The sequence below is a fragment of the Cellvibrio sp. ATLC23 genome (genome assembly GCF_057196725.1).
Window position 1 is genome coordinate 79614 of the sequence record NZ_JBXUOS010000003.1, and the last position, 19234, is coordinate 98847.

Here is a 19234-nt window from a genome sequence, read left to right on the forward strand (position 1 = left end):
GCATTATATGGCTGCGAGGCCTATAAAATTCAAGGCGCAACGCACAATTTCTTCCTTTGTGAGTGAAATTCCCTGCTCATTCTCAGTGTATATCCAGTGTAGTTCACTATTTGGTGTTGTCGACCAGCCGCGTAACCAAGTGAATTGTCGTTTAGCTAATTGTCGCGTGGCGATAATTCCGCGCTCTGTCATCTCACTGTAATCCAAACGACCATCGAGATAATCCCACACTTGGCGATAACCCACCGCGCGAATTGCAGGCAAATCCGGATGCAAATCCCCACGCGCATGCAAACATTTCACCTCATCAACTAAACCGCTGCCGAGCATTTTTTCAAACCGTGTAGCAATACGCTGATGCAGGATGGCGCGATCACGTGGCGCTATCGCAAGCTGGCAAACATTGTATCGCTCGCAAAATGATGGCGCTGATGATGACTGATGTTGCGCTTGTCGCAGCTGCGCCATGGTTTTACCACTCACGCGATACACTTCCAACGCGCGGCTCACTCGCTGCGAGTGATTGGGGTGAATATCCGCCGCAGTCTGCGGATCAACCTGTGCGAGCTGTGCGTGAATATGCGGCCAACCCAACTCCTCCGCTTCACGCTCAATCTGTGCGCGGACTTCAACATCCGCCGCTGGCATTTCCGCCAAACCATCGAGTAACGCGCGAAAATAGAGCATGGTTCCACCCACGAGCAGCGGAATTTTTCCCTGCGCATGAATAGCTTGAACTTCACGTTCAGCATCCGCTAAAAAATCTGCCACCGAATAAGGCTCAGCGGGATCGCGAATATCAATCAGGCGATGCGGCGCAAGCGCTTGTTCTTGTGCAGAAGGCTTGGCCGAACCCACATCCATACCGCGATAAACCAATGCCGAATCCACACTGATCAATTCCACCGGCAGATGCTGGCGCAGCGCAATAGCGAGATCGGTTTTGCCGGAGGCGGTTGGCCCCATTAAAAAAATCACCGGTAATTTTTGCGCAGAGCCATTCATATCATTACTGCCCATCTTTGCTACTGCCCACGCATAAACATTTTGTCGAGCTCATCGAGCGATTGCAGCAGCCATGTGGGGCGGCCATGATTGCATTGGCCGCTGCGCTCGGTCGCTTCCATATCGCGCAGCAAGCCATTCATTTCGGGAATGGTTAGTTTGCGATTGGCGCGCACTGAGCCGTGGCAGGCCATAGTGCCGAGAATTTCATTGATGTGATGTTGAATGCGCTCACTGCTGCCGTGTTCGATCAAGTCGGATAAAACATCGCGCACCAACTGCTCTACTTTTGCGCGATTTAAAATCACCGGCAGTTGGCGGATCAATAAAGTCTCGGGCCCGGCGCGCTGCAATTCAAACCCGAGCGATCTAAAAATCTCGCAAAAATTATCGGCGCAATCAGCTTCTTTTTCACTGACCGCAATACTCTCTGGCACCAACAGCGGTTGGGTTTGAATGCCGCCGCAGGCAAAGGATTCTTTCATGCGCTCGTAGGTGATGCGCTCGTGCGCCGCGTGCATATCCACCACAATTAAACCCTGCGCATTTTCCGCCAGAATATAAATGCCTTTGAGTTGCGCGATGGCATATCCCAACGGTGGGATTTCTTCGTCAGCCGTCTCGGGCAAACTATAGGTTGCCGCCGTGTTTGCAGGGCGATGCAGTTCACCATAAGCGCCCATCTGTTCCCGCACATCAGCAGGAGAAATCGCTGCAGGTTGATAACTCGCCGGGTAGTTATTGCTTGCCGATGCAGCGCGAAAACCCATCGTCTCCTGGCCCTTAAATTCACCAGCGGCAAGACCTTGAATGGGGCGCGCCGATGAAAGCGCAAACGGATTTACACCGGGAGTTTCATCAGCACCTTCACTCAGCTCGCGTTTGGCCAGCGTATCTTCCGGACGTACTTTGGCAAGGGCGTGATGCAAACTTGAATAAATAAAATCGTGCACGCTGCGATTATCGCGAAAGCGCACTTCGTGTTTGGTGGGATGCACATTCACATCCACCGTCGATGGATCCAATTCCAGATACAACACAAATGCGGGATGACGGCCGTGATATAAAACATCCTGATAGGCCTGACGCACTGCGTGGCTGACCAGCTTGTCGCGAATCGCGCGGCCATTGACAAAAAAGTGTTGCAGGTCGGCCTGACTGCGGGAAAAAGTCGGCAGCGCAACCCAGCCCCACAGGCGCAAAGAACCGCGTTCAATATCGATATGCACCGCGTTTTCCATAAACGCTGGGCCACAGACTTGCGCCACGCGGCGCTCCTGCTCCAATTGCGAATCGCCCGCGCGCCAGGAATAAATCGCGCGGTTGTTGTGGCGCAAATTAAATGCGACATCAAAGCGCGAGAGCGCCAAGCGTTTTACAACATCTTCAAGATGGGTGTATTCGGTTTTATCGGTGCGCAAAAATTTGCGGCGTGCGGGGGTATTAAAAAACAGATCGCGCACTTCAACCGTAGTGCCGCGCGGATGGGGCGCCGGCGACAATTGGGTTTCCATATCACGCCCTTCGGCGACCACTTGCCAGCCGGCACTGTCTTCATTGGTACTGCTGATTAAGGCCAGACGCGCGACCGAGCTGATACTCGCGAGGGCTTCACCGCGAAAGCCCAAGGTTGCCACAGCTTCAAGGTCATCTAATTCATAAATTTTGCTGGTGGCGTGGCGGCTGAGTGCAAGCGGCAAATCGTCTTTATCGATACCGCCGCCGTTATCGCGCACGCGCATCAATTTAATTCCGCCCTCTTCCACATCGATTTCCAAGCGCGTTGCACCCGCATCGAGCGAGTTTTCTAACAGCTCTTTAATAACAGATGATGGCCGCTCCACCACTTCACCTGCAGCGATTTGGTTCGCGAGGCGGGGGCTGAGTAATTTAATTTTTCTCATGGGATGCAAGTCACGTGAAGATATCAGGAGGTCGGAATCTTAATCGTCTGACCAATTTTTACCGTGGCGTTTTTCATGTTGTTGTGGCGCTGAATCGCGGCAATGCTCACTCCATAGCGCGAGGCAATGCGGGAGAGAGTATCTCCTGCTACGACTTTGTGCTGGCGCGGCGCGGCTGGCGGCGGCGTGTAACTCGGGCGTGCGACTGGTCGGCTGGCAAGCGCAGCACCGCCAGCGGGAATTTTTAATGTCTGCCCTAAATTCACCGTGGTACCGCGCATATTGTTGTGCAGCATCAAACTCTGCATAGACACGCCATAGCGCGCCGCAATGCCGGATAAACTATCGCCCCGCGCAACTGTATGCTGCCGCTCAAAATCTTTCAGCGCGCCGGATTCCAATTGTGCTGCCACATAGGTTCCCGCAGGTGGATGCTGATAAAAATGCTGTTTGATACCGTGAAAAACCGATTGCGCCATTTGTTTGCGATAAGCCGGAGTCGCCAACTTACGCGCTTCTTCTGGATTGGAAATAAAACCGGTCTCGACCAGAATGGAGGGAACATCTGGCGACTTAAGCACCATAAAACCCGCCTGCTCTACATGGCGTTTATGCAAATGCGCCATGCTACCCATGGAATTCAGTACATGATGTCCCACTTGCAAACTCGAATTGAGCGTCGCGGTCATCGACAGATCTACCAGCACTCCAGCGAGCACCTGATCTTTATCGCCGAGGCTGATATCGCCCACACCGCCAATCAAATCCGATTCATTTTCGCGCTGCGCTAAAAACCGCGCGGTTTCCGACGTCGCACCATTTTGCGAAAGCGCAAATACCGAAGCGCCGCGCGCACTGGCTTTGGTAAAGGCGTCGGCGTGGATGGAGACAAACAAATCCGCTTTCATGTTGCGCGCCAAGTCGCGGCGTTTTTTAAGCGGGATAAAATAATCGCCAGTGCGAGTTAGCTTGCCGGTAAAGCCCGGCTGCGCATTTATCGCAGCAACCAACTCTTTGGCGATCGCGAGGGTAACTTCTTTTTCGCGCAGACGATTTGGCCCCATTGCACCCGGGTCTTCACCGCCGTGCCCGGCATCCACTGCGATCACAATAAAACGCTTGCCACTGAGATCGGCACTAACGGTAGTAACAGGGGCGGGAGCAGGAGCACTCACCGCAGGCTTGTCTTGCACCGCGACAGGTTTGGTGGCGGGTGCCGGCGATGGCGCTGTAGTCGCAACAGTGGTCGAATTTGCCGGCGTGACTTCATCGTACAAATCGATAACCAAACGGTCGTGCATGCCCGCGTGCGCCTTGAGCGCAAAACTGTTGGGTGCGACCTTGGCTTTTAAATCCAGCACTAAACGCAAATCTGTTTTGTTGTGCACATAGCTGCGAATCACCATCACCGGGGTGTCGGCGAGCGGCAGCTTGGCCAAGTCGCCGCGCAACTTACTGTTGGGCACATCGAGAATAATACGGTCGGGGTTACCGGCAAGGGTGAGACTGTGTTGCACCGGAGCATCCAAGTCCAACACTATGCGGGTGTGGTCTGGAGCACGCCAAACACGCACACCATTGACGTTAGCCGACTGGGCAGCTTGAGCAACCAATAATACGCCCAAGCAGCAAATAGCACTCAGCCAGCGAAAACAAACCATAGACGATCTCATCAACTTCAATAACAAATCTGATTGTAATTAGAGGGTGAAGGCTAAATCCCCTTACGCGGGTGCTGCAAATAAGAGCACGCAAGTGCGCACAAGTTCGCACTCTACCGCAAAACCCTGTTTTCGCTCTAGCACAATCGCCAAAGCGATCACTTACCAACCTGGGAAAACAGCACAGTTTTCCCCCGATTCTGTGAACCAGACACGACTATACTCACTGCTGTATCTGCATCATAACCACCACAAAAAACTTACCGGTGCTCACTTATGCCATCAGCCAGCCGTATCAACTTGTTGCCCTATTCGTTTGCCGCTCTTGGCTTAACACTGGCAAGCATGCCCAGCATGGCGATCAGTTATGGCATTTACGATTCCCGCGCACTCGCCATGGGCGGCTCCGCCACTGCTATCGGCAGCCATGCACAGGCGGCGTTTTACAACCCGGCGCTGCTGGCATTTCACGATAAAGAAGAGGAAGAAGGTCGCGATGGCCGAGTCTATTTGCCCAATATAGTGCTGCAGGTATCCGACGCCACGGAAGCGGCAATCAATGCCATTGACGATGATCTGGACACCCAGCTCAGCGGTGCAATTAACCGCTTTAATGCTGCACCCAGCCTCGACAGTGCCGGGCAAGTCGCCAGTTCAGCGCAGGACCTCAGTGATGCGCTGGATGATATAGCCAACCAAGAGTTAAATATCGACAGTTTTATTGGTTTCAACATCAGCGAGCCCAGCAACCGCGAAGGTGGGGCATTTTATTTTGGTGCGCGCCTGATCGGCGGCGGCCTTGCCAATGTCAGCGAAGCCGATAGCGCGCTGCTCAAGGACTATATCGAGTCCATGAACAAAGTCGCCGCCGGAGTTGACCCTGCCACTGTCGCCGCAGAATATCCGCAACTGATCAACACCAACGGCCAGTTGATCGACCCAACCCGCACCCTCACCTCCAATGCCGATATCAGCGCGCTCGCCATTAGCGAATGGGGCATGGCGATGGCCAAACAATTTGAGTGGGGCGATTATGGCCTCGCTATCGGCATCACCCCCAAGCTGATGCGAGTCGATGCCTTCCGCGATACCGCTGACTTTAATGACAGCCTGGGCTCTGCCGATGAAGGCGTTGATAAATTTTCGGACACCCAAGCAACCCATATCACGCTCAATGCCGACTTCGGTTTAGCAGCCACGATTAAAGAACACTACCGCGTTAGCCTTACGCTTAAAGATGCGTTTGAAAAGAGCTTCACCACCACCCAAGCGCCAGATCCTCTCACCGGAGAAGAAGCGCCTGAACTCAAGGTTACACTCAGTTCGCGCGCGCGCCTCGGTGTGGGTTATGTGGCTGAGACCTTCAGTGTGGGCGTGGATTACGATCTACACGAAGCCACCCCCATGGCCAATGAAGCGGGCACACAGGAGTTAAGTGTGGGCGCAGAATATGTCCTGTTTGATGCGCTTGCCCTGCGCGCCGGTTATCGCCAAGACAAAACCGGCCTGCGCGACAATTTAATCAGCGGTGGTGTGGGTTATCAGTGGAGGCGTTTTGTGATGGATATCGCCTATGCCAGCGGTGGTAATTATCGCGGCGGCGGCTTGCAGTTGGGCTGGACGTTTTAGCCTGCCAGCATCGCAAGCTAGTCTTTCATAAACTGACTGATATCAAATGTTTGCGCCGCATGGGCGCACATAAACTCAATAAATTCTGCTTCTGGTAATGGACGGGATATCACATAGCCTTGAGCGATATCGCAGCCATCTTTTTTCAGCATCTGCAAGGTTTGGTCGTCCTCGACTCCTTCGGCCACCGTGACCAAACCCAGCTCCCGCGCCATTAAAATCGTCGAGCGCACTATGCTGTGATTGCGCGGATTGTCGAGCATATCGCCAACAAAACTACGATCGATTTTTAATTCGCGAATTGGAAATAAACTTAGATACGACAGCGATGAATAACCCGTACCAAAATCATCGACCGAGGCGTAAATACCTCGCTCACTCAACTCGCCCAAGACTTGTTGTACACGCTGCGGATCGGATGCCACCGAGGTCTCGGTCAGCTCCAATTTGATATCACTGGGCAACCCCTGATAGCGCACCAGCGCCTGACTCACAATTTCCGCGAGATTGGTTTCAATTAAATCGTAGGCGGCGATATTAATACTGATACAGCAGGACAAGTAACGCTTGCGCAACAGAACCGCTACACGCACTGCCTCATCGATCATCTGCTCGGTCACCTGCTCGATCAAACCGGAGTTTTCCAGCAGTGGAATAAACACGTTGGGCGGCACCAAGCCCAAACGTGGATGCTGCCAGCGCACCAACACTTCAGCGGAGGTAATTTTGCCAGAGCGCAAATCCAGTTGCGGCTGGAATACCGGAAAAATACCTTGCACATTGCCATCGATAAAAATGGAAATAATATCCAGATCGACACGGCTGGGTTCCATCGCCGCTTCATAGGCCAGCCAGCGACGACGACGCACTTCGCTCATCGCCAAGGCGGTCTCTGCATGACGCATTAACTTTCCCGCTGAGCGACCATGCTGCGGCCAATAGGCAGAGCCGCCGACAAATTGCGAGTTCAACCCCGGATCAGACTCTGCCATAGCGCTACCCAACTGTTCGAACAGCGTCAGGGCATTGCCTTTATTCAGAAACAATGCAAATACACCGCGCCCCAAGTAAGAACAAAAAGCATCTTCCAACTTGAGCAGATGACTCGCCAAAGCGCTCACGATCATTTCTCCCCGCGAAAAACCAAAGGTGCGCACTATGACATCCAGATCAACCAGCTTAAGCACCAGAACTTCTTTTTCTTGTTTGACCGGTTGCTGATGGGAGTGAAAATAATCATCCAACTGGTCAATAAAATAAGGCAGCTTGGCCAAGCCGGTCTGTGCATCAAACTGCGCAGCTCGGCGCAACTCCTGCTCTGCGCTCTCGCGTTGCACCAGCGCCTCGCTCAACTCGTGAGTGCGCATTTCAACCTTGCGTTTTAAGCTCCAATACCAACTCCCGCCAAGAGCAAGGAAAGCCAACAACAAGGCAAATCCAGTAGAAAAAAAACTCAGCCAGCGATTGTCGCGTTGCGCTGGTTCCAATTCGTTTTGCCACTTTAGATAAAGCGCTTGATACTGACCGCTAGCGATGGTGGCACTCAAGGAATCCTGCAACCACTCGGCCAATTCTGGTTTATTTTTATTGACCGCAAATGCGTAACCACGCGACCAAAACGGCGGGCCCATGCGCTCCAACTTCCATTCGTGCTGGCGCAACAAACTTTCAGCCGCCAAGCTGGCAAGCACGGCGTAATCCGCCTTACCCTGCAACACCGCCTCTATCGCCGTAAGCGTATTGGAGGTAAGCACCAAGTTAGGTTTATTGGTTAAATGACGCAATTGTTGATGGGCGAAAGACTCTTCTTCCAGTGCTACAGTTTTATCAATGAGGCCATCTAATGATGAAACCCGCATCGCGCTGGGCAACGCATAAATCGCATGCGAAGAGTAAAGATAAGCTTGAGTGAAAATAAAATGCCGCGAACGTTCCAGCGAGTAATACATAGGCACCACATCCAGATGCCCGGTTTCCAATGCATGCACGGTATCAGGCCAATTCCCCAAGCGATGCACTGCTTTACTGCCGCCAATACGCGCCACTTCGCGCGCTAATTCGATGTTAAAACCTTTGATCTGATTTTTTTCCAGCCACTCGAGCGGCGGATAGGCAAGATCCCCGCCAAATAAAATTTGCGCGGGCGGCTCATATGCGGACACGGAACGCGGCAGACACACGCCTAAAAAACACAACCACACCAGCAATCGCTGGCAATTGCCCGCCGAAAAGAAATTACTCAGGCACATCCTTAAACACCCAAAAAAATGGCGACCCATTACTACTTCGCCGAAAGATCAATTAAGCCTAGGGCATGAATGGAGTTTTCACCAACAAGTCAAACTGCAAGATCACGAGAATGTCGCCTCACCACTTGTGAGGGATTAATAGATCTACGACAAAGCCAATGGCTGGACACGCCGCATCGGGAGAGATAGCTATAGGGGACAATGGACACTAAGCTGCGATAAGCAAGTGGGCGAGTTCCGCACTGTGCGCGCGCCACTCAAGACGGCGCCCCTCACCTGCAACACTGATATCAATTACCAGATCCGGCACCGGCAGCACACCCTCACCGCGCGCGGGCCATTCGATCAAACACAGCGTGTTATCGGCAAAATAATCGCGAATACCCATGTACTCCAACTCTTCCGGGTCACCAAGGCGATAGAGATCAAAGTGATACACAGTGCGCGCTGTAAACTCATAAGCCTCGACCAATGTGTAGGTCGGGCTTTTTACCGCACCGGCATGGCCAAATGCGCGCAAGATCCCGCGGGTCAGCGTGGTTTTACCGGCACCCAGCTCCCCCAATAAATGCACGGTGAGTGCACTGGAATATTGCGCAAACACACTCCCCAGTTGCTCACCCAGAGCAACCATGGCGGTTTCGTTCTCAGCAATATAGGCGGCTTGATAAGTAGGCATTTACTAACTCCGCAACCTAGAGCAATTGGCCAAGATAGGGGATTAAATCAGTCGCTAACAGGCTGCGCTGGCCGAGATCTTCAGCCGCCAAATCCGCTGCGCAAGCGTGCACCACTGCCCCCAAACGCGCTGCATCGTGGCTGCGCAGCCCTTGGGCGATTAACGCCCCCACAATGCCGGACAGCACATCACCCATACCGCCGCTGGCCATACCGGGATTGCCATCAGTCACCACACCGATAAGACCATCATTCGATGCAACCAAGCTGCCAACGCCTTTTAAAATCACACTGGCGTTATAACGCGCACTAAGCGCCCGCACTGCGGCAAAGCGGTCGGCCTGCACTTCGGCGGTGGTGATGCCCAACAAACGCGCCGCCTCAGCGGGGTGCGGGGTAAGCAGCCAAGGGCGATGTTGTTGCTGCGCCGCAGCAGGTACCACACGGCCTTCCGCGAGAATATTCAGCGCATCGGCGTCCAGCACCAACGGCAAGCCGGATTTGATCGCCTGTTGCAGCATTTGCTCCGACCAAGGCGTGCGGCCAAGGCCAGGGCCAACTACCAGCAGTGTCGGCTGTGCTAACAATGGCTCCAACTCCTGCCCCGAAACCACACCGCAGGCCATCACTTCCGGGCGGCGTGCAAGAATTGCCGCCACATGCTCCGGGCGTGTCGCCACACTGACTTTACCGGCGCCAGAGCGCGCTGCCGCTTCAGCGGCCATCAGTGCAGCACCGCCGTAACCTGTATCGCCACCAATCACCATCACATGGCCAAAGTCACCTTTGTGCGCATCGGCAGCGCGGGCGGGCAGCAGGTCAATTAATTCATTCAGAGATAGACGCTCAACATCGGAGGTGATTGCATCATAAGTAGCAGCGGGCACCTCCAGATTAGCAAGGACTAACTCACCAGTCAGCGCAGCACCGCGCCCGGTAAGTAAACCGCGTTTGATGGCGATAAAGGTAATGGTCAACTTGGCCGCTACCGCGACACCGGCAACCGCACCGGTATCGGCATTCAGGCCAGAGGGAATATCCAGCGCGAACACCGGTAAACGGCTGTGATTGATCTGTTCAATCGCTGCGGCAAACTCGCCCGTGGGGGCGCCGCGCAGACCTATGCCCAGCAGTGCATCCACAATCACTCCACTCGCTGGCGCAGCCGCTTGCGCAAAAGGCACCATGGTCACGCCCTCTTGCAGGGCAAAATCATAGGCTTGGCGCGCTTCGCCGCTAAGTTTGTCCGGCGCGGTCAATTGAATAACCTGCACTGGCAATAAACGCTGCGCCGTCAACGCCGCGAGCACATAACCATCGCCACCATTTTTGCCTGCGCCACAGTAAATGCTGATCAACTCCGGCGCCGGAAAGCGCTCAAGCAGCAGCTCAAACGCTGCCCGCCCCGCCCGTTTCATCAACTGAATCGCGGGAATACCACCGGCGATAGCGGCTGCATCCAACGCATAAACGTCATTGGCGGTGTACAAAATAGGAGATGAAGCGGTAATTTTCATGAGTCGCGACCATTAGGGGCAGGAATGGGGCGCGATTATACGCAACTTGCTGGAATGACGTTAAGGCTTCGCCGTATTGGTTAAGAGGGGCTTGGCCGGAATGGCAGAGAAAATGCAGCACCCTCTGCCAAGTTGACTATATTGAACAAGTCTTTTTATTGATTAGTACATCCCATTTCTGCTTTGGAACCACATGTCTGAATTTAGCCTGCAAGCCATTATCGAGGGTGATTCGCTGCAACTAGGCGAAGTATTCGCCAGTATCGCCGCGACTGAAGCCGGCGATCCCGCTAGCCTGCGGCAACAGTTCGCCAGCGATTTTTTTACCGCATTTACCCAAAGCAACCCATGGGATCATCGCCTGCAGCCATTGCTCTACGCATTCAAGCCTGCCGCCTTACAGCACCTCGCTAGCAGTGATGCGTTTTATTGCACTGCGAAACACCCACTGCGGCGATTTTTTGGCGCCATCGCCGCACCCGCAAACGCTTGGTGTCTGCGGGATTCAAAACCCAATCAGCAATTGTTCGATAAGCTCAGCACGCTATTTGCCTTCGCCACTCGTTATTGGTCCAATAGCGAAGAAGCACAAATCGCTGCGGCCACTGAGCTGCAACAGCAGCTTGATGACTTTAACAATTGGCTCGCCACCGAAGACAAACGCGCCGCCATGCTTGAAAGCCGTCTGTGCGAAACCGAATTGGCTAACTTGAAACTTGAGAGTGCCGAAGCGCGCGTCGCCGATGCCATCAATCGCAATCTGGCACAGCGCCCACTGCCAGCCGAGTTGCACAACAGCATCGCCGCAACCCTCAAAAGTGAACTGCAATACTGGGCATTTAATACCGCGCCCGATGAACTGCCGCAATTGCCCCTCTGGAAAAGCTGGCAGCGCCTCTTGCCTGCACTCGGGCAACTGTTTACCAGCGAAGGCAACCAAGTTGATGACCAATTGTTGTATGAGCAGATCCCGCTGGTGCTCGCCGAATTGGAGCGCAGCCTGCAATATCCGAGTAGCAATGCCCAAGCCTATGAGCAATTCGTAGCGCAATTAAATCGCTGCCTGATGAGTGCCATCCAAAAACAGCCGCAGGAATGCACCCTATTCCCCGAACTCGACCATCCCGGCAGCCCGAGCGATGCCCACACCCATATTCCCAAAACACTGTTGCAGCAAACCGAGCGCATTAATGTGGGTGACTGGATTGTATTTAGCGGCGCGGATAACAGCAGCGATAGTGATATTCGCTGCAAACTGGCGTTTAAAAATCCGGAGTTGGATCAACTGCTATTTGTCGATCACACCGGGCGCAAAGTGATGAACAAAAACACCAAAGATTTTGCCCTCTGCCTGTCCACCGGCATTGCGCGCCCGCTGCCCGCAGCAGAAATTGCCAACATTATTCAGCGCTGCATAAGCCCGCTGATCGAACGCGCCAAACGCAGTGTGCAAGCGCAATTACTCGCGCAAAAAAATAAAGCCGAACAAGTGGTGCGCGCGCTGATCGCCCAACAACAAGCGGCGGCTGAAGCAGCTGAACGCGAGCGCGTCGCAGAACAGGCGCGTATGGAGCAACAACTGGCAGCGCGCCGCGCCGCCGCACGCAAAGCCATGATGGAAGCGCGCGCACTGGCCGACGAAAAAATGCGCCGCGCCGCCGAACAAGCTGCCGAAACTGAGCGGCAGCGCATTGAACAGGCCGCCAGCCAAGCGGCAGAGACCATCGCCAAACAGCAGCAGGCCACACAAAGTGTGAGCGAGTTGCAAGTGGGCGCTTGGGTGGAAATTAACAGCGAAACAAATCCAAATGAAAAACTGCGCGCAAAACTTTCAGTGATTATCAGTTCCACCGGCAAATATATTTTTGCCGATCAAGTCGGACGCAAAGTAGCGGAACATACCCGCGAGCAACTAATCGCCGCACTGGTGGCAGAGCAAATAAAAGTGGTGCGCAACGGCGACAATTTTGAAGATCAACTGGCCAAAGTGATTCGCGGTTTACGCCGCGACGTCTCTTAACAGCGCGAAGGGAAAACACCTATGAATAATAACGATCAACGCCAGGAATACCGTTTGGATAATCAACTTACGGTGATTATCGAACTCGACTCATCCGACGCCGGCGAACCCACACTAGTGGTCAGTAAAAGTTTGGATATTTCCGCTAATGGTTTGCGTGCGATTGCCCACGAAGTGGTCGCCACCGATATTATCCTGCGCTGCTGTATTCGCGATGAAAAAAATGATCGCCAGTTTTTATTAGTCAGCGAAGTGAAATGGTGTCGCCCCCATAGCGACGGCGATTATTTAATCGGCCTCAGCCTGTTCGATTCCGACGGCACCGACATAGTGAAATGGAAAGAATATATTGCGCAGAGCTGTGCGGACTGACTCCAATAAGCGCCAAAAAGCTCTGCCGTTCACCCGCTATTTTGTCCGCTCACCTGCGCTAACCACCACTCTCACGAAACCTGCTACATACAATTTATCCCTCTTTTAAAGTAACCCTGTGTTTATCAAATCAACCTCAGGGGTAAGGAGCAATGTATGTTATGCAATAAAAAAAACGGTCTATGGTTTTCAGTAGTGTTTGGAATTCTGGTCGCTCTTGGCGTATTCAACCAAAGCCATGCCGCGACAAATAATTTCACCCAATTTAAAGATATGACCATTGCAGTACGCGGCCACGGTGCTGCACTGATTTTTATTCCCGGCTTAAACAGCGGCACAGAAACGTTTGACGCTACCTGTAATTATTTTCAGCAGCATTATCAATGCCATCTGGTACAACTACCCGGCTTTGCTGGCTTAGCACCCAACAACAACGACTCTAATTTTTTAACCGCAAGGCGCGATGCACTTATCACGTATGTAAAACAAAAAACCACCGGAAAAGTCACGCTGGTAGGGCATAGTTTAGGCGGCACACTAAGCCTAATGATTGCACTCAAGGCACCGGAGCTAATCGATAAATTAATTATTGTCGATGCGCTGCCATTTTTTCCTGCGCTACAAAACCCTGCGCTCACTGCTGAACTCGTGCGTCCGCAAGCGGAGCAAATGCGCACCATGATGGATAACCAAACACAAACCGATTACCAAAAAAATGCTGTCGCACAATTGCATGGCATGAGTAACGATCCGGCACGGATGCCGTTATTACTGGAGTGGAGTAAAACCAGTGACCGCGCCACCACCACACAAGCCCTGTACGATTTAATGACGACAGATTTGCGCGCTGACTTAGCCAGAATAGAACAACCCACACTGGTACTGGGTGCTTGGGCGGCGTATAAAGCCTATGGCTCGACAAAAGATAGCACCCAAACAATATTCCAAACTCAGTACGCATCGCTCAAGGATGTGGATATTCGTTTATCAGAAAGCGGCTATCATTTTCTCACTTGGGATGACCCCGAGTGGGTAAATGAACAAATACAACAATTTTTGCAGTTTACAAAATAAAAATTTCACTTATGTATCCAACTAGTATCGACCTCATCATCTAACAGCACAATTCCAATTATGATTAATCATCGCCCGCAGACCCTCCCCAAAAAATCATCCAGCCGCGCCTATTACTGGGCGCAACTGGCGTTCTGGGGTTGTTATCTATTTATTAGTTGGATTTTTGTTGCGCTCTGGGGGCAAATGTCTGGCGCGGCGGCGGCAATTTTTATCAGCCATACACTGCTGCTGTTGTGTGCTAGCCACGCTTTGCGCCAGCTGTATCACCTGCAAACCGGTAGCACCCGGTTTGCCGCGATGATGATGCAATTACTTTGGGTGTTGCCACTCAGCGCAATGGCCATTCAAAGTCTGCTGCATTTGTTTATTTATGGCGTCTTGGTTTTTACTCCACTGCAAAGTGGTATCCACGCCTTCAACATGGGTAGTTTCATTGGCTACAGCATCAACACCACAATCATCCTTACACTCTGGTCGATTTTGTATTTGCTGCGCAGTGAATTTAGCAAGCGCCGCGACACTGAAATTGCGCACTGGCGCGATCAAGCCAAATTGCGCGATATGGAATTGCAATTTTTACGTAGCCAAATCAACTCCCATTTTTTATTTAATTCAATCAATAATTTGCGCGCGTTAATTTTGGAAGATCCGCAAGCAGCGCGGCAGGGGCTAGCCGATTTAGCCACGTTATTGCGCGGCCTGTTACAAGTGGAGACCCACACCACCGTCACTTTGCGCGAGGAGTTGGACTGGGTGCGCGGCTATCTCGCGCTGGAAGCGTTACAATTTGAGCAACGACTGCAATATGAATTTGCCATTGACGAATCGTTACTCAACGCCCAGGTGCCGCCGCTGTTACTGCAAACACTGGTTGAAAATGCCATTAAACACGGTATCGCCAGTCGCCGCCAGGGTGGCTTGATTAGCCTGCGCGCGCAGTTACTCAGCGCTGAACAATGGCAATTAGAAGTGGAAAATCCAGCCGCCGAACTGCCCGCGCTGCATCAGGGCAATGGCATTGGCCTTGCCAATACACGCGCCCGCTTAACCAGCGCGTTTGGCACGCAAGCAACATTGGCTTTACAACTGGGTGAGCGTGTTATCGCACAGGTAACCATACCTTTGAAGACAAGCCCTTAATAAATTTATAAAAATATCTCGTCAGCCGAAGAAAACACACAATGAACATAGTGATAGTGGATGACTCGCGCCTTGCGCGCAAAGAGCTATGCGGATTAATTGCCGAGCACACCGACTGCACAATTACCGGTGAAGCGAGCGATGTGCAATCGGCAGTTGCGCTGATTAATGAAGTGCAACCGGAGTTGTTGTTACTCGATATAAATCTGCCCGACGGCAACGGCTTTGATGTATTGGAGCGGTGCGATCACACCCCCAAAGTGATTTTCACCACTGCCTACGAACAACACGCCCTGCGTGCATTTGAGGTGAATGCGCTGGATTATTTATTAAAACCGGTGACCCCAGAGCGCCTGTCCGCCGCACTGGAAAAATTAACCCAGCAAATCCAATCTGCATCACAGCCAACGCCCAGCAATAAAGCCGCCAGCGAACATGTATTTATCCGCGAAGGCGAGCAGTGTCACTTCGTAAAATTCCGTGATATCAACCGCATATCCGTAGAGGGAAATTACGTGCGCGTATTTTTTAATGCACAGAGCGCACTTCTGCCTCGCTCCTTGAATTACGTGGAAAGCCGTTTGGATAACAAAGTATTTTTTCGCGCTAATCGCCAAGAGATGATTAATTTAAATTTTATTGCGCGCATCGAACCCTGGGTTGGCGATGGCTTGTTAATTGTGATGCAAGATAAAACTGAAGTCATCAGCTCGCGTCGCCAAGCGCGCGAGCTGAAACTGCGAATGGAATTTTAGTTCAGGTTTAATGAAGATAGGTCAAACGCACACCGAAAATGGTTTGATGCGGATGATAAGGAGCTGCCAATTGATTAAAGCGGCTGTTCACTAAATATTGTGCGTCGGTGGTTACAAACAGCGAAGGGTTAACTTCATAGCGCGCATAAATTTCATAATGCCGGGTATCGGCAGGTTCTATCACGGCGGCCTCAACCGGCATATGCGATGACACTTGCATTAGCGCCGCACCAGAACCGAATACCCAAGACGGATAGACGTATTGATAACTTACCCCGACAAACCCGGCTATGGGTGACACAGTATCATTTGCGCGCCCCACACGAAGATTAACGGCGTGCTGCCCGGTTTTATATCCCACCAACCCATAACCGCCATAGTTGCGCTGTTCGCCAGCCGATTGATCCAAACGGCTGTGGTCTGCACTATTGAGCCACAACCCAGTGCGCATCAACCAATGTGAATTACTTTTGGTAATCGCCGCAATCGCAAACACTCCTTTGTGATCCTCGCCCACATTCACCAACTGGGCGTAACTAAGGTTGGGATTATCGGCCAGACCATTCGACGATGCCAAAGCAGTGCGCAGCGCCAGTCCGTCACCCAACTGATGTTCATAGACCGCGCCCAAACTGTAATCGGGAAATTCTATGGTGGGATTTTGCACAAAAGGTACCGCTAAAAATTGCGCATTTTCATCGCTGGCAATTCGGCTTTGATCGAAATAAGCGGTGACATCCAGCAAACCGATACTCAGTGTTTGCTGTGGATTAAAAAAATGGCGATAACCCAATTCCGATAGCTGAACTCGCCCGCGACGCTCATCATCCAACGCGCTGCCTGCATCGGCATTGACCTCGGGCAACACGCTGGAGACACCCATTTGCCGCGGTGAGTTATTCGCTTCTATGTAGGAGTAAAACTCACTCATCTCACCCTGCCAGCGCAGCACCAAATCGCCTGAGAAAGTTATTTCCTCGCGCACCTGCGCATCGTTAGCGGTTTGATAAGTAGTTGTTATACCCGCTTCAACCAGGGGCATAGCCCATGCATTGCCACTGGTTAAGGCGATCATTCCCAACGAAAATCCACCGACACTGTATTTCATTTTTTCCTCTACAGGCGGCCACTCAAGCAGCCTGAATGTGATTCGCGATTAGATGTGCCGATTATAGTAGCGCAATTATTTGCCCTCGCACCTGTTTTATCATCTCGATATTTTCAAACCGCTCGAACTGATACAGAGAGTGGAGTGTTAAAGTTTTTCCAATCGCCTTTGTGCATCAGCCGCCCACTGACTTTTTTCATCCAGTACAAGAGCCTTTGCTAAAAACGTTTTAGCAGCATGCTGTTTGCCCATCGCAGCAAAAATCACACCTGCATGGTAATGAACAATGGCTGACGAAGGCGCAATTTTAGCAGCATCAACCAGCAGTTCCGATGCTTCCCTGTAGTGTTTTTGTTGATATAAAACCCACCCTAATGTATCCATCAACTGCGCATTGTTAGGCATTAACTGATTCGCTTTGCGCGCATTTTTTTCCGCCTCATCCAACTTGTTTTGCTCCGCCAAAAGAGCAGCCAAATTATTTAATGCCACAACATTCTCCGGCTCAGTTGCCAGAATTTTATTGTAGGTCAACTCGGCTTGAGAATATTGCTTGTCTTGCTGCAAAAGTGTCGCGTACAGCAATGCTTCTGGAGTTTGCTCGCCACGAGCTAAGTACAATTGTTTCGCCGTTAATGCCGCCTCTGCAGTTTTGCCCAATTTGCTTTGCACAAGGCTATAAGCACGCAAAACTTCAGCTGCTTGTGGGTGCAATTGATTCGCTCTTTCAAGATACGAAAGCGCCTCTTCATAGCGTCGCAATGCCGCTAACTCACTCCCAATACGAAATTGTAATAGACCATTTTTCGGAAATTTTTCCGCTCCAGCCAGCAAGGCAGCAAGACCTGCATCCAAATTGTTTTGCGCGCGCTCCAGTTCAGCCAACATAGTGTAAGTTCTGGGTTGTGCCTGCCCTGCCGCAATTCCTCCCCGCAAACGCTTAATAGCTTCTTCAGGCTGTTTTTTTTCCAAGTAGTAATTTGCGAATTTGTAGTCAATCGAAGCTCGGCGAGCCCCCTTGGCAACAGCAGTGGCAAATGCGGCTTCTGCTTCTGCAAGCCGACCAGACGCCAAGACTAAATCACCCTGTTCAATATAGACCGACCCCCAATTGGGAAATTTGCTCGCCAGTTTTTTCAGTGTTGTTTCCGCTGCGTCGAACTCTTTATTCTTGCGCTGGCTAATGGCTAATCCCAAGAGATATTCGCGCGTATCAGGTTGCAATTCCAGCGCCCGTCTAAACCGCTGGCTCGCATTAGCATACTCACCTGCACCTAAATAAGATGTCGCGAGAATAGAATGCACGCTCGCATCCGCCATGGTGAGCGGCACGCGTGGAGCAAGATACTCGATAGCTTCAGCATATCTATCGTGTTTATTTAACAGCTGCGCCAAGTTTGGTGCCACTCCCAAATATTGACTACCTGTATCAATCAATCCTTTTTTCAAATACTGGATGGCTTGCAAATCTTTTTTCTGGAACTCATACAAAAGCCCAAGACGCTGATTCGCCACGCGATTCATGGGCTTAAGCTCCAATGCTTTTTTCAGGGAAGACTCAGCGGCATCCACTTGCTCAAGCTCCATCTGGACTATACCGAGCTTGGTCCATGGACCATCTTGTTCTGGATCTAGCTGCGCGGCTTGTTTGAATTCAATTAACGCACCGTCAAGATCATGGGAATAAAATAAAACCGTACCCAAAACTTCATGGGCTAATCCTGACTTTGGATATTTTTTTATCGCTGCATGCGCAATCTGATTGAGTTGCTCCAAACCTGACTTACCGGGATCAACAGTGACATTCACAAAGGCCTCTGAACCAATCCGATTTTTCAACTCTATGCTGGGGACAGGGCTGACACCCTGATCCGTAAATGCCGATGATGGCTCAAGTGTAAATAGCGCCGCGTGAGCAGTCAGTACGCCAAAAAACAAACACCAACTCACCGATAGTTGGATCAACCATTTAATGGCCGGAGAATAGGTTTTACACAAGCGAAATAGAAATATTGGGGCAATCACTGCCATCTCCTTTGTTCAAATCTATATTATTTAAATGGACGCTAACATAAGGTCCTTGTTTGCCATCATATACCGACAATTATTCTCGACAAGC

The 19234-nt window shown here is 51.6% G+C and carries 14 protein-coding genes; 6 read left to right on the forward strand and 8 right to left on the reverse strand.

What is annotated here, in order from left to right; all coding sequences use genetic code 11:
• Nucleotides 1-3: 3 nt before the first annotated feature.
• Genes miaA through AC2CG4_RS05950 form a run of 3 tightly spaced genes read right to left on the reverse strand, consistent with a single transcriptional unit; the run spans nucleotide 4 to nucleotide 4570 of the window.
• Nucleotides 4-1020, reverse strand: a complete 1017-nt coding sequence (gene miaA, locus AC2CG4_RS05940) for a tRNA (adenosine(37)-N6)-dimethylallyltransferase MiaA (RefSeq protein WP_484485372.1) — start codon at nucleotides 1018-1020, stop codon at nucleotides 4-6.
• 5 nt (nucleotides 1021-1025) lie between these two features.
• Nucleotides 1026-2909 carry a DNA mismatch repair endonuclease MutL gene (gene mutL, locus AC2CG4_RS05945; RefSeq protein ID WP_484485373.1) on the reverse strand — a complete coding sequence of 628 codons (1884 nt, stop codon included), beginning with the start codon at nucleotides 2907-2909 and terminating at the stop codon, nucleotides 1026-1028.
• 23 nt (nucleotides 2910-2932) lie between these two features.
• Nucleotides 2933-4570 (reverse strand): N-acetylmuramoyl-L-alanine amidase, encoded by a 1638-nt coding sequence (locus AC2CG4_RS05950; RefSeq protein ID WP_484485374.1) that lies wholly within the window; start codon nucleotides 4568-4570, stop codon nucleotides 2933-2935.
• A gap of 276 nt (nucleotides 4571-4846) precedes the next feature.
• Between AC2CG4_RS05950 and traF the strand changes: the two genes are divergently transcribed.
• Entirely contained in the window at nucleotides 4847-6199 is a 1353-nt protein-coding gene (gene traF / locus AC2CG4_RS05955) for a conjugal transfer protein TraF (RefSeq protein ID WP_484485375.1), read from the forward strand.
• A gap of 17 nt (nucleotides 6200-6216) precedes the next feature.
• Here traF and AC2CG4_RS05960 read toward each other — a convergent pair whose 3' ends face one another.
• From AC2CG4_RS05960 to AC2CG4_RS05970, 3 genes are all read right to left on the reverse strand, one after another.
• On the reverse strand, nucleotides 6217-8361 hold the full coding sequence (locus AC2CG4_RS05960; RefSeq protein WP_484485376.1) for an EAL domain-containing protein: 2145 nt from the start codon (nucleotides 8359-8361) through the stop codon (nucleotides 6217-6219).
• 295 nt (nucleotides 8362-8656) lie between these two features.
• Nucleotides 8657-9127, reverse strand: a complete 471-nt coding sequence (gene tsaE / locus AC2CG4_RS05965) for a tRNA (adenosine(37)-N6)-threonylcarbamoyltransferase complex ATPase subunit type 1 TsaE (RefSeq protein WP_484485377.1) — start codon at nucleotides 9125-9127, stop codon at nucleotides 8657-8659.
• Nucleotides 9128-9143: 16 nt separating this feature from the next.
• Nucleotides 9144-10643 (reverse strand): NAD(P)H-hydrate dehydratase, encoded by a 1500-nt coding sequence (locus AC2CG4_RS05970; RefSeq protein WP_484485378.1) that lies wholly within the window; start codon nucleotides 10641-10643, stop codon nucleotides 9144-9146.
• A 193-nt stretch (nucleotides 10644-10836) separates the two neighbouring features.
• Here AC2CG4_RS05970 and AC2CG4_RS05975 point away from each other — a divergent pair, with 193 nt between their 5' ends.
• From AC2CG4_RS05975 to AC2CG4_RS05995, 5 genes are all read left to right on the forward strand, one after another.
• Nucleotides 10837-12663 carry a DUF1631 family protein gene (locus tag AC2CG4_RS05975; RefSeq protein WP_484485379.1) on the forward strand — a complete coding sequence of 609 codons (1827 nt, stop codon included), beginning with the start codon at nucleotides 10837-10839 and terminating at the stop codon, nucleotides 12661-12663.
• A gap of 21 nt (nucleotides 12664-12684) precedes the next feature.
• Complete coding sequence (locus AC2CG4_RS05980; protein ID WP_484485380.1) at nucleotides 12685-13035, forward strand: PilZ domain-containing protein; 351 nt, start codon at nucleotides 12685-12687, stop codon at nucleotides 13033-13035.
• Nucleotides 13036-13191: 156 nt separating this feature from the next.
• Complete coding sequence (locus AC2CG4_RS05985; RefSeq protein WP_484485381.1) at nucleotides 13192-14109, forward strand: alpha/beta fold hydrolase; 918 nt, start codon at nucleotides 13192-13194, stop codon at nucleotides 14107-14109.
• A 60-nt stretch (nucleotides 14110-14169) separates the two neighbouring features.
• The gene (locus AC2CG4_RS05990; protein WP_484485382.1) at nucleotides 14170-15252 is read left to right on the forward strand and encodes a sensor histidine kinase; all 1083 of its coding nucleotides are present in this window, start codon (nucleotides 14170-14172) and stop codon (nucleotides 15250-15252) included.
• 41 nt (nucleotides 15253-15293) lie between these two features.
• Nucleotides 15294-16007 carry a LytR/AlgR family response regulator transcription factor gene (locus AC2CG4_RS05995; protein ID WP_484485383.1) on the forward strand — a complete coding sequence of 238 codons (714 nt, stop codon included), beginning with the start codon at nucleotides 15294-15296 and terminating at the stop codon, nucleotides 16005-16007.
• A 7-nt stretch (nucleotides 16008-16014) separates the two neighbouring features.
• Here the strand turns inward: AC2CG4_RS05995 and AC2CG4_RS06000 are convergent, their stop codons facing one another.
• The gene (locus AC2CG4_RS06000; protein WP_484485384.1) at nucleotides 16015-17115 is read right to left on the reverse strand and encodes a hypothetical protein; all 1101 of its coding nucleotides are present in this window, start codon (nucleotides 17113-17115) and stop codon (nucleotides 16015-16017) included.
• A 147-nt stretch (nucleotides 17116-17262) separates the two neighbouring features.
• Nucleotides 17263-19140, reverse strand: coding sequence for a tetratricopeptide repeat protein (locus tag AC2CG4_RS06005; RefSeq protein WP_484485385.1), 1878 nt, complete (start codon nucleotides 19138-19140; stop codon nucleotides 17263-17265).
• Nucleotides 19141-19234 lie beyond the last annotated feature (94 nt).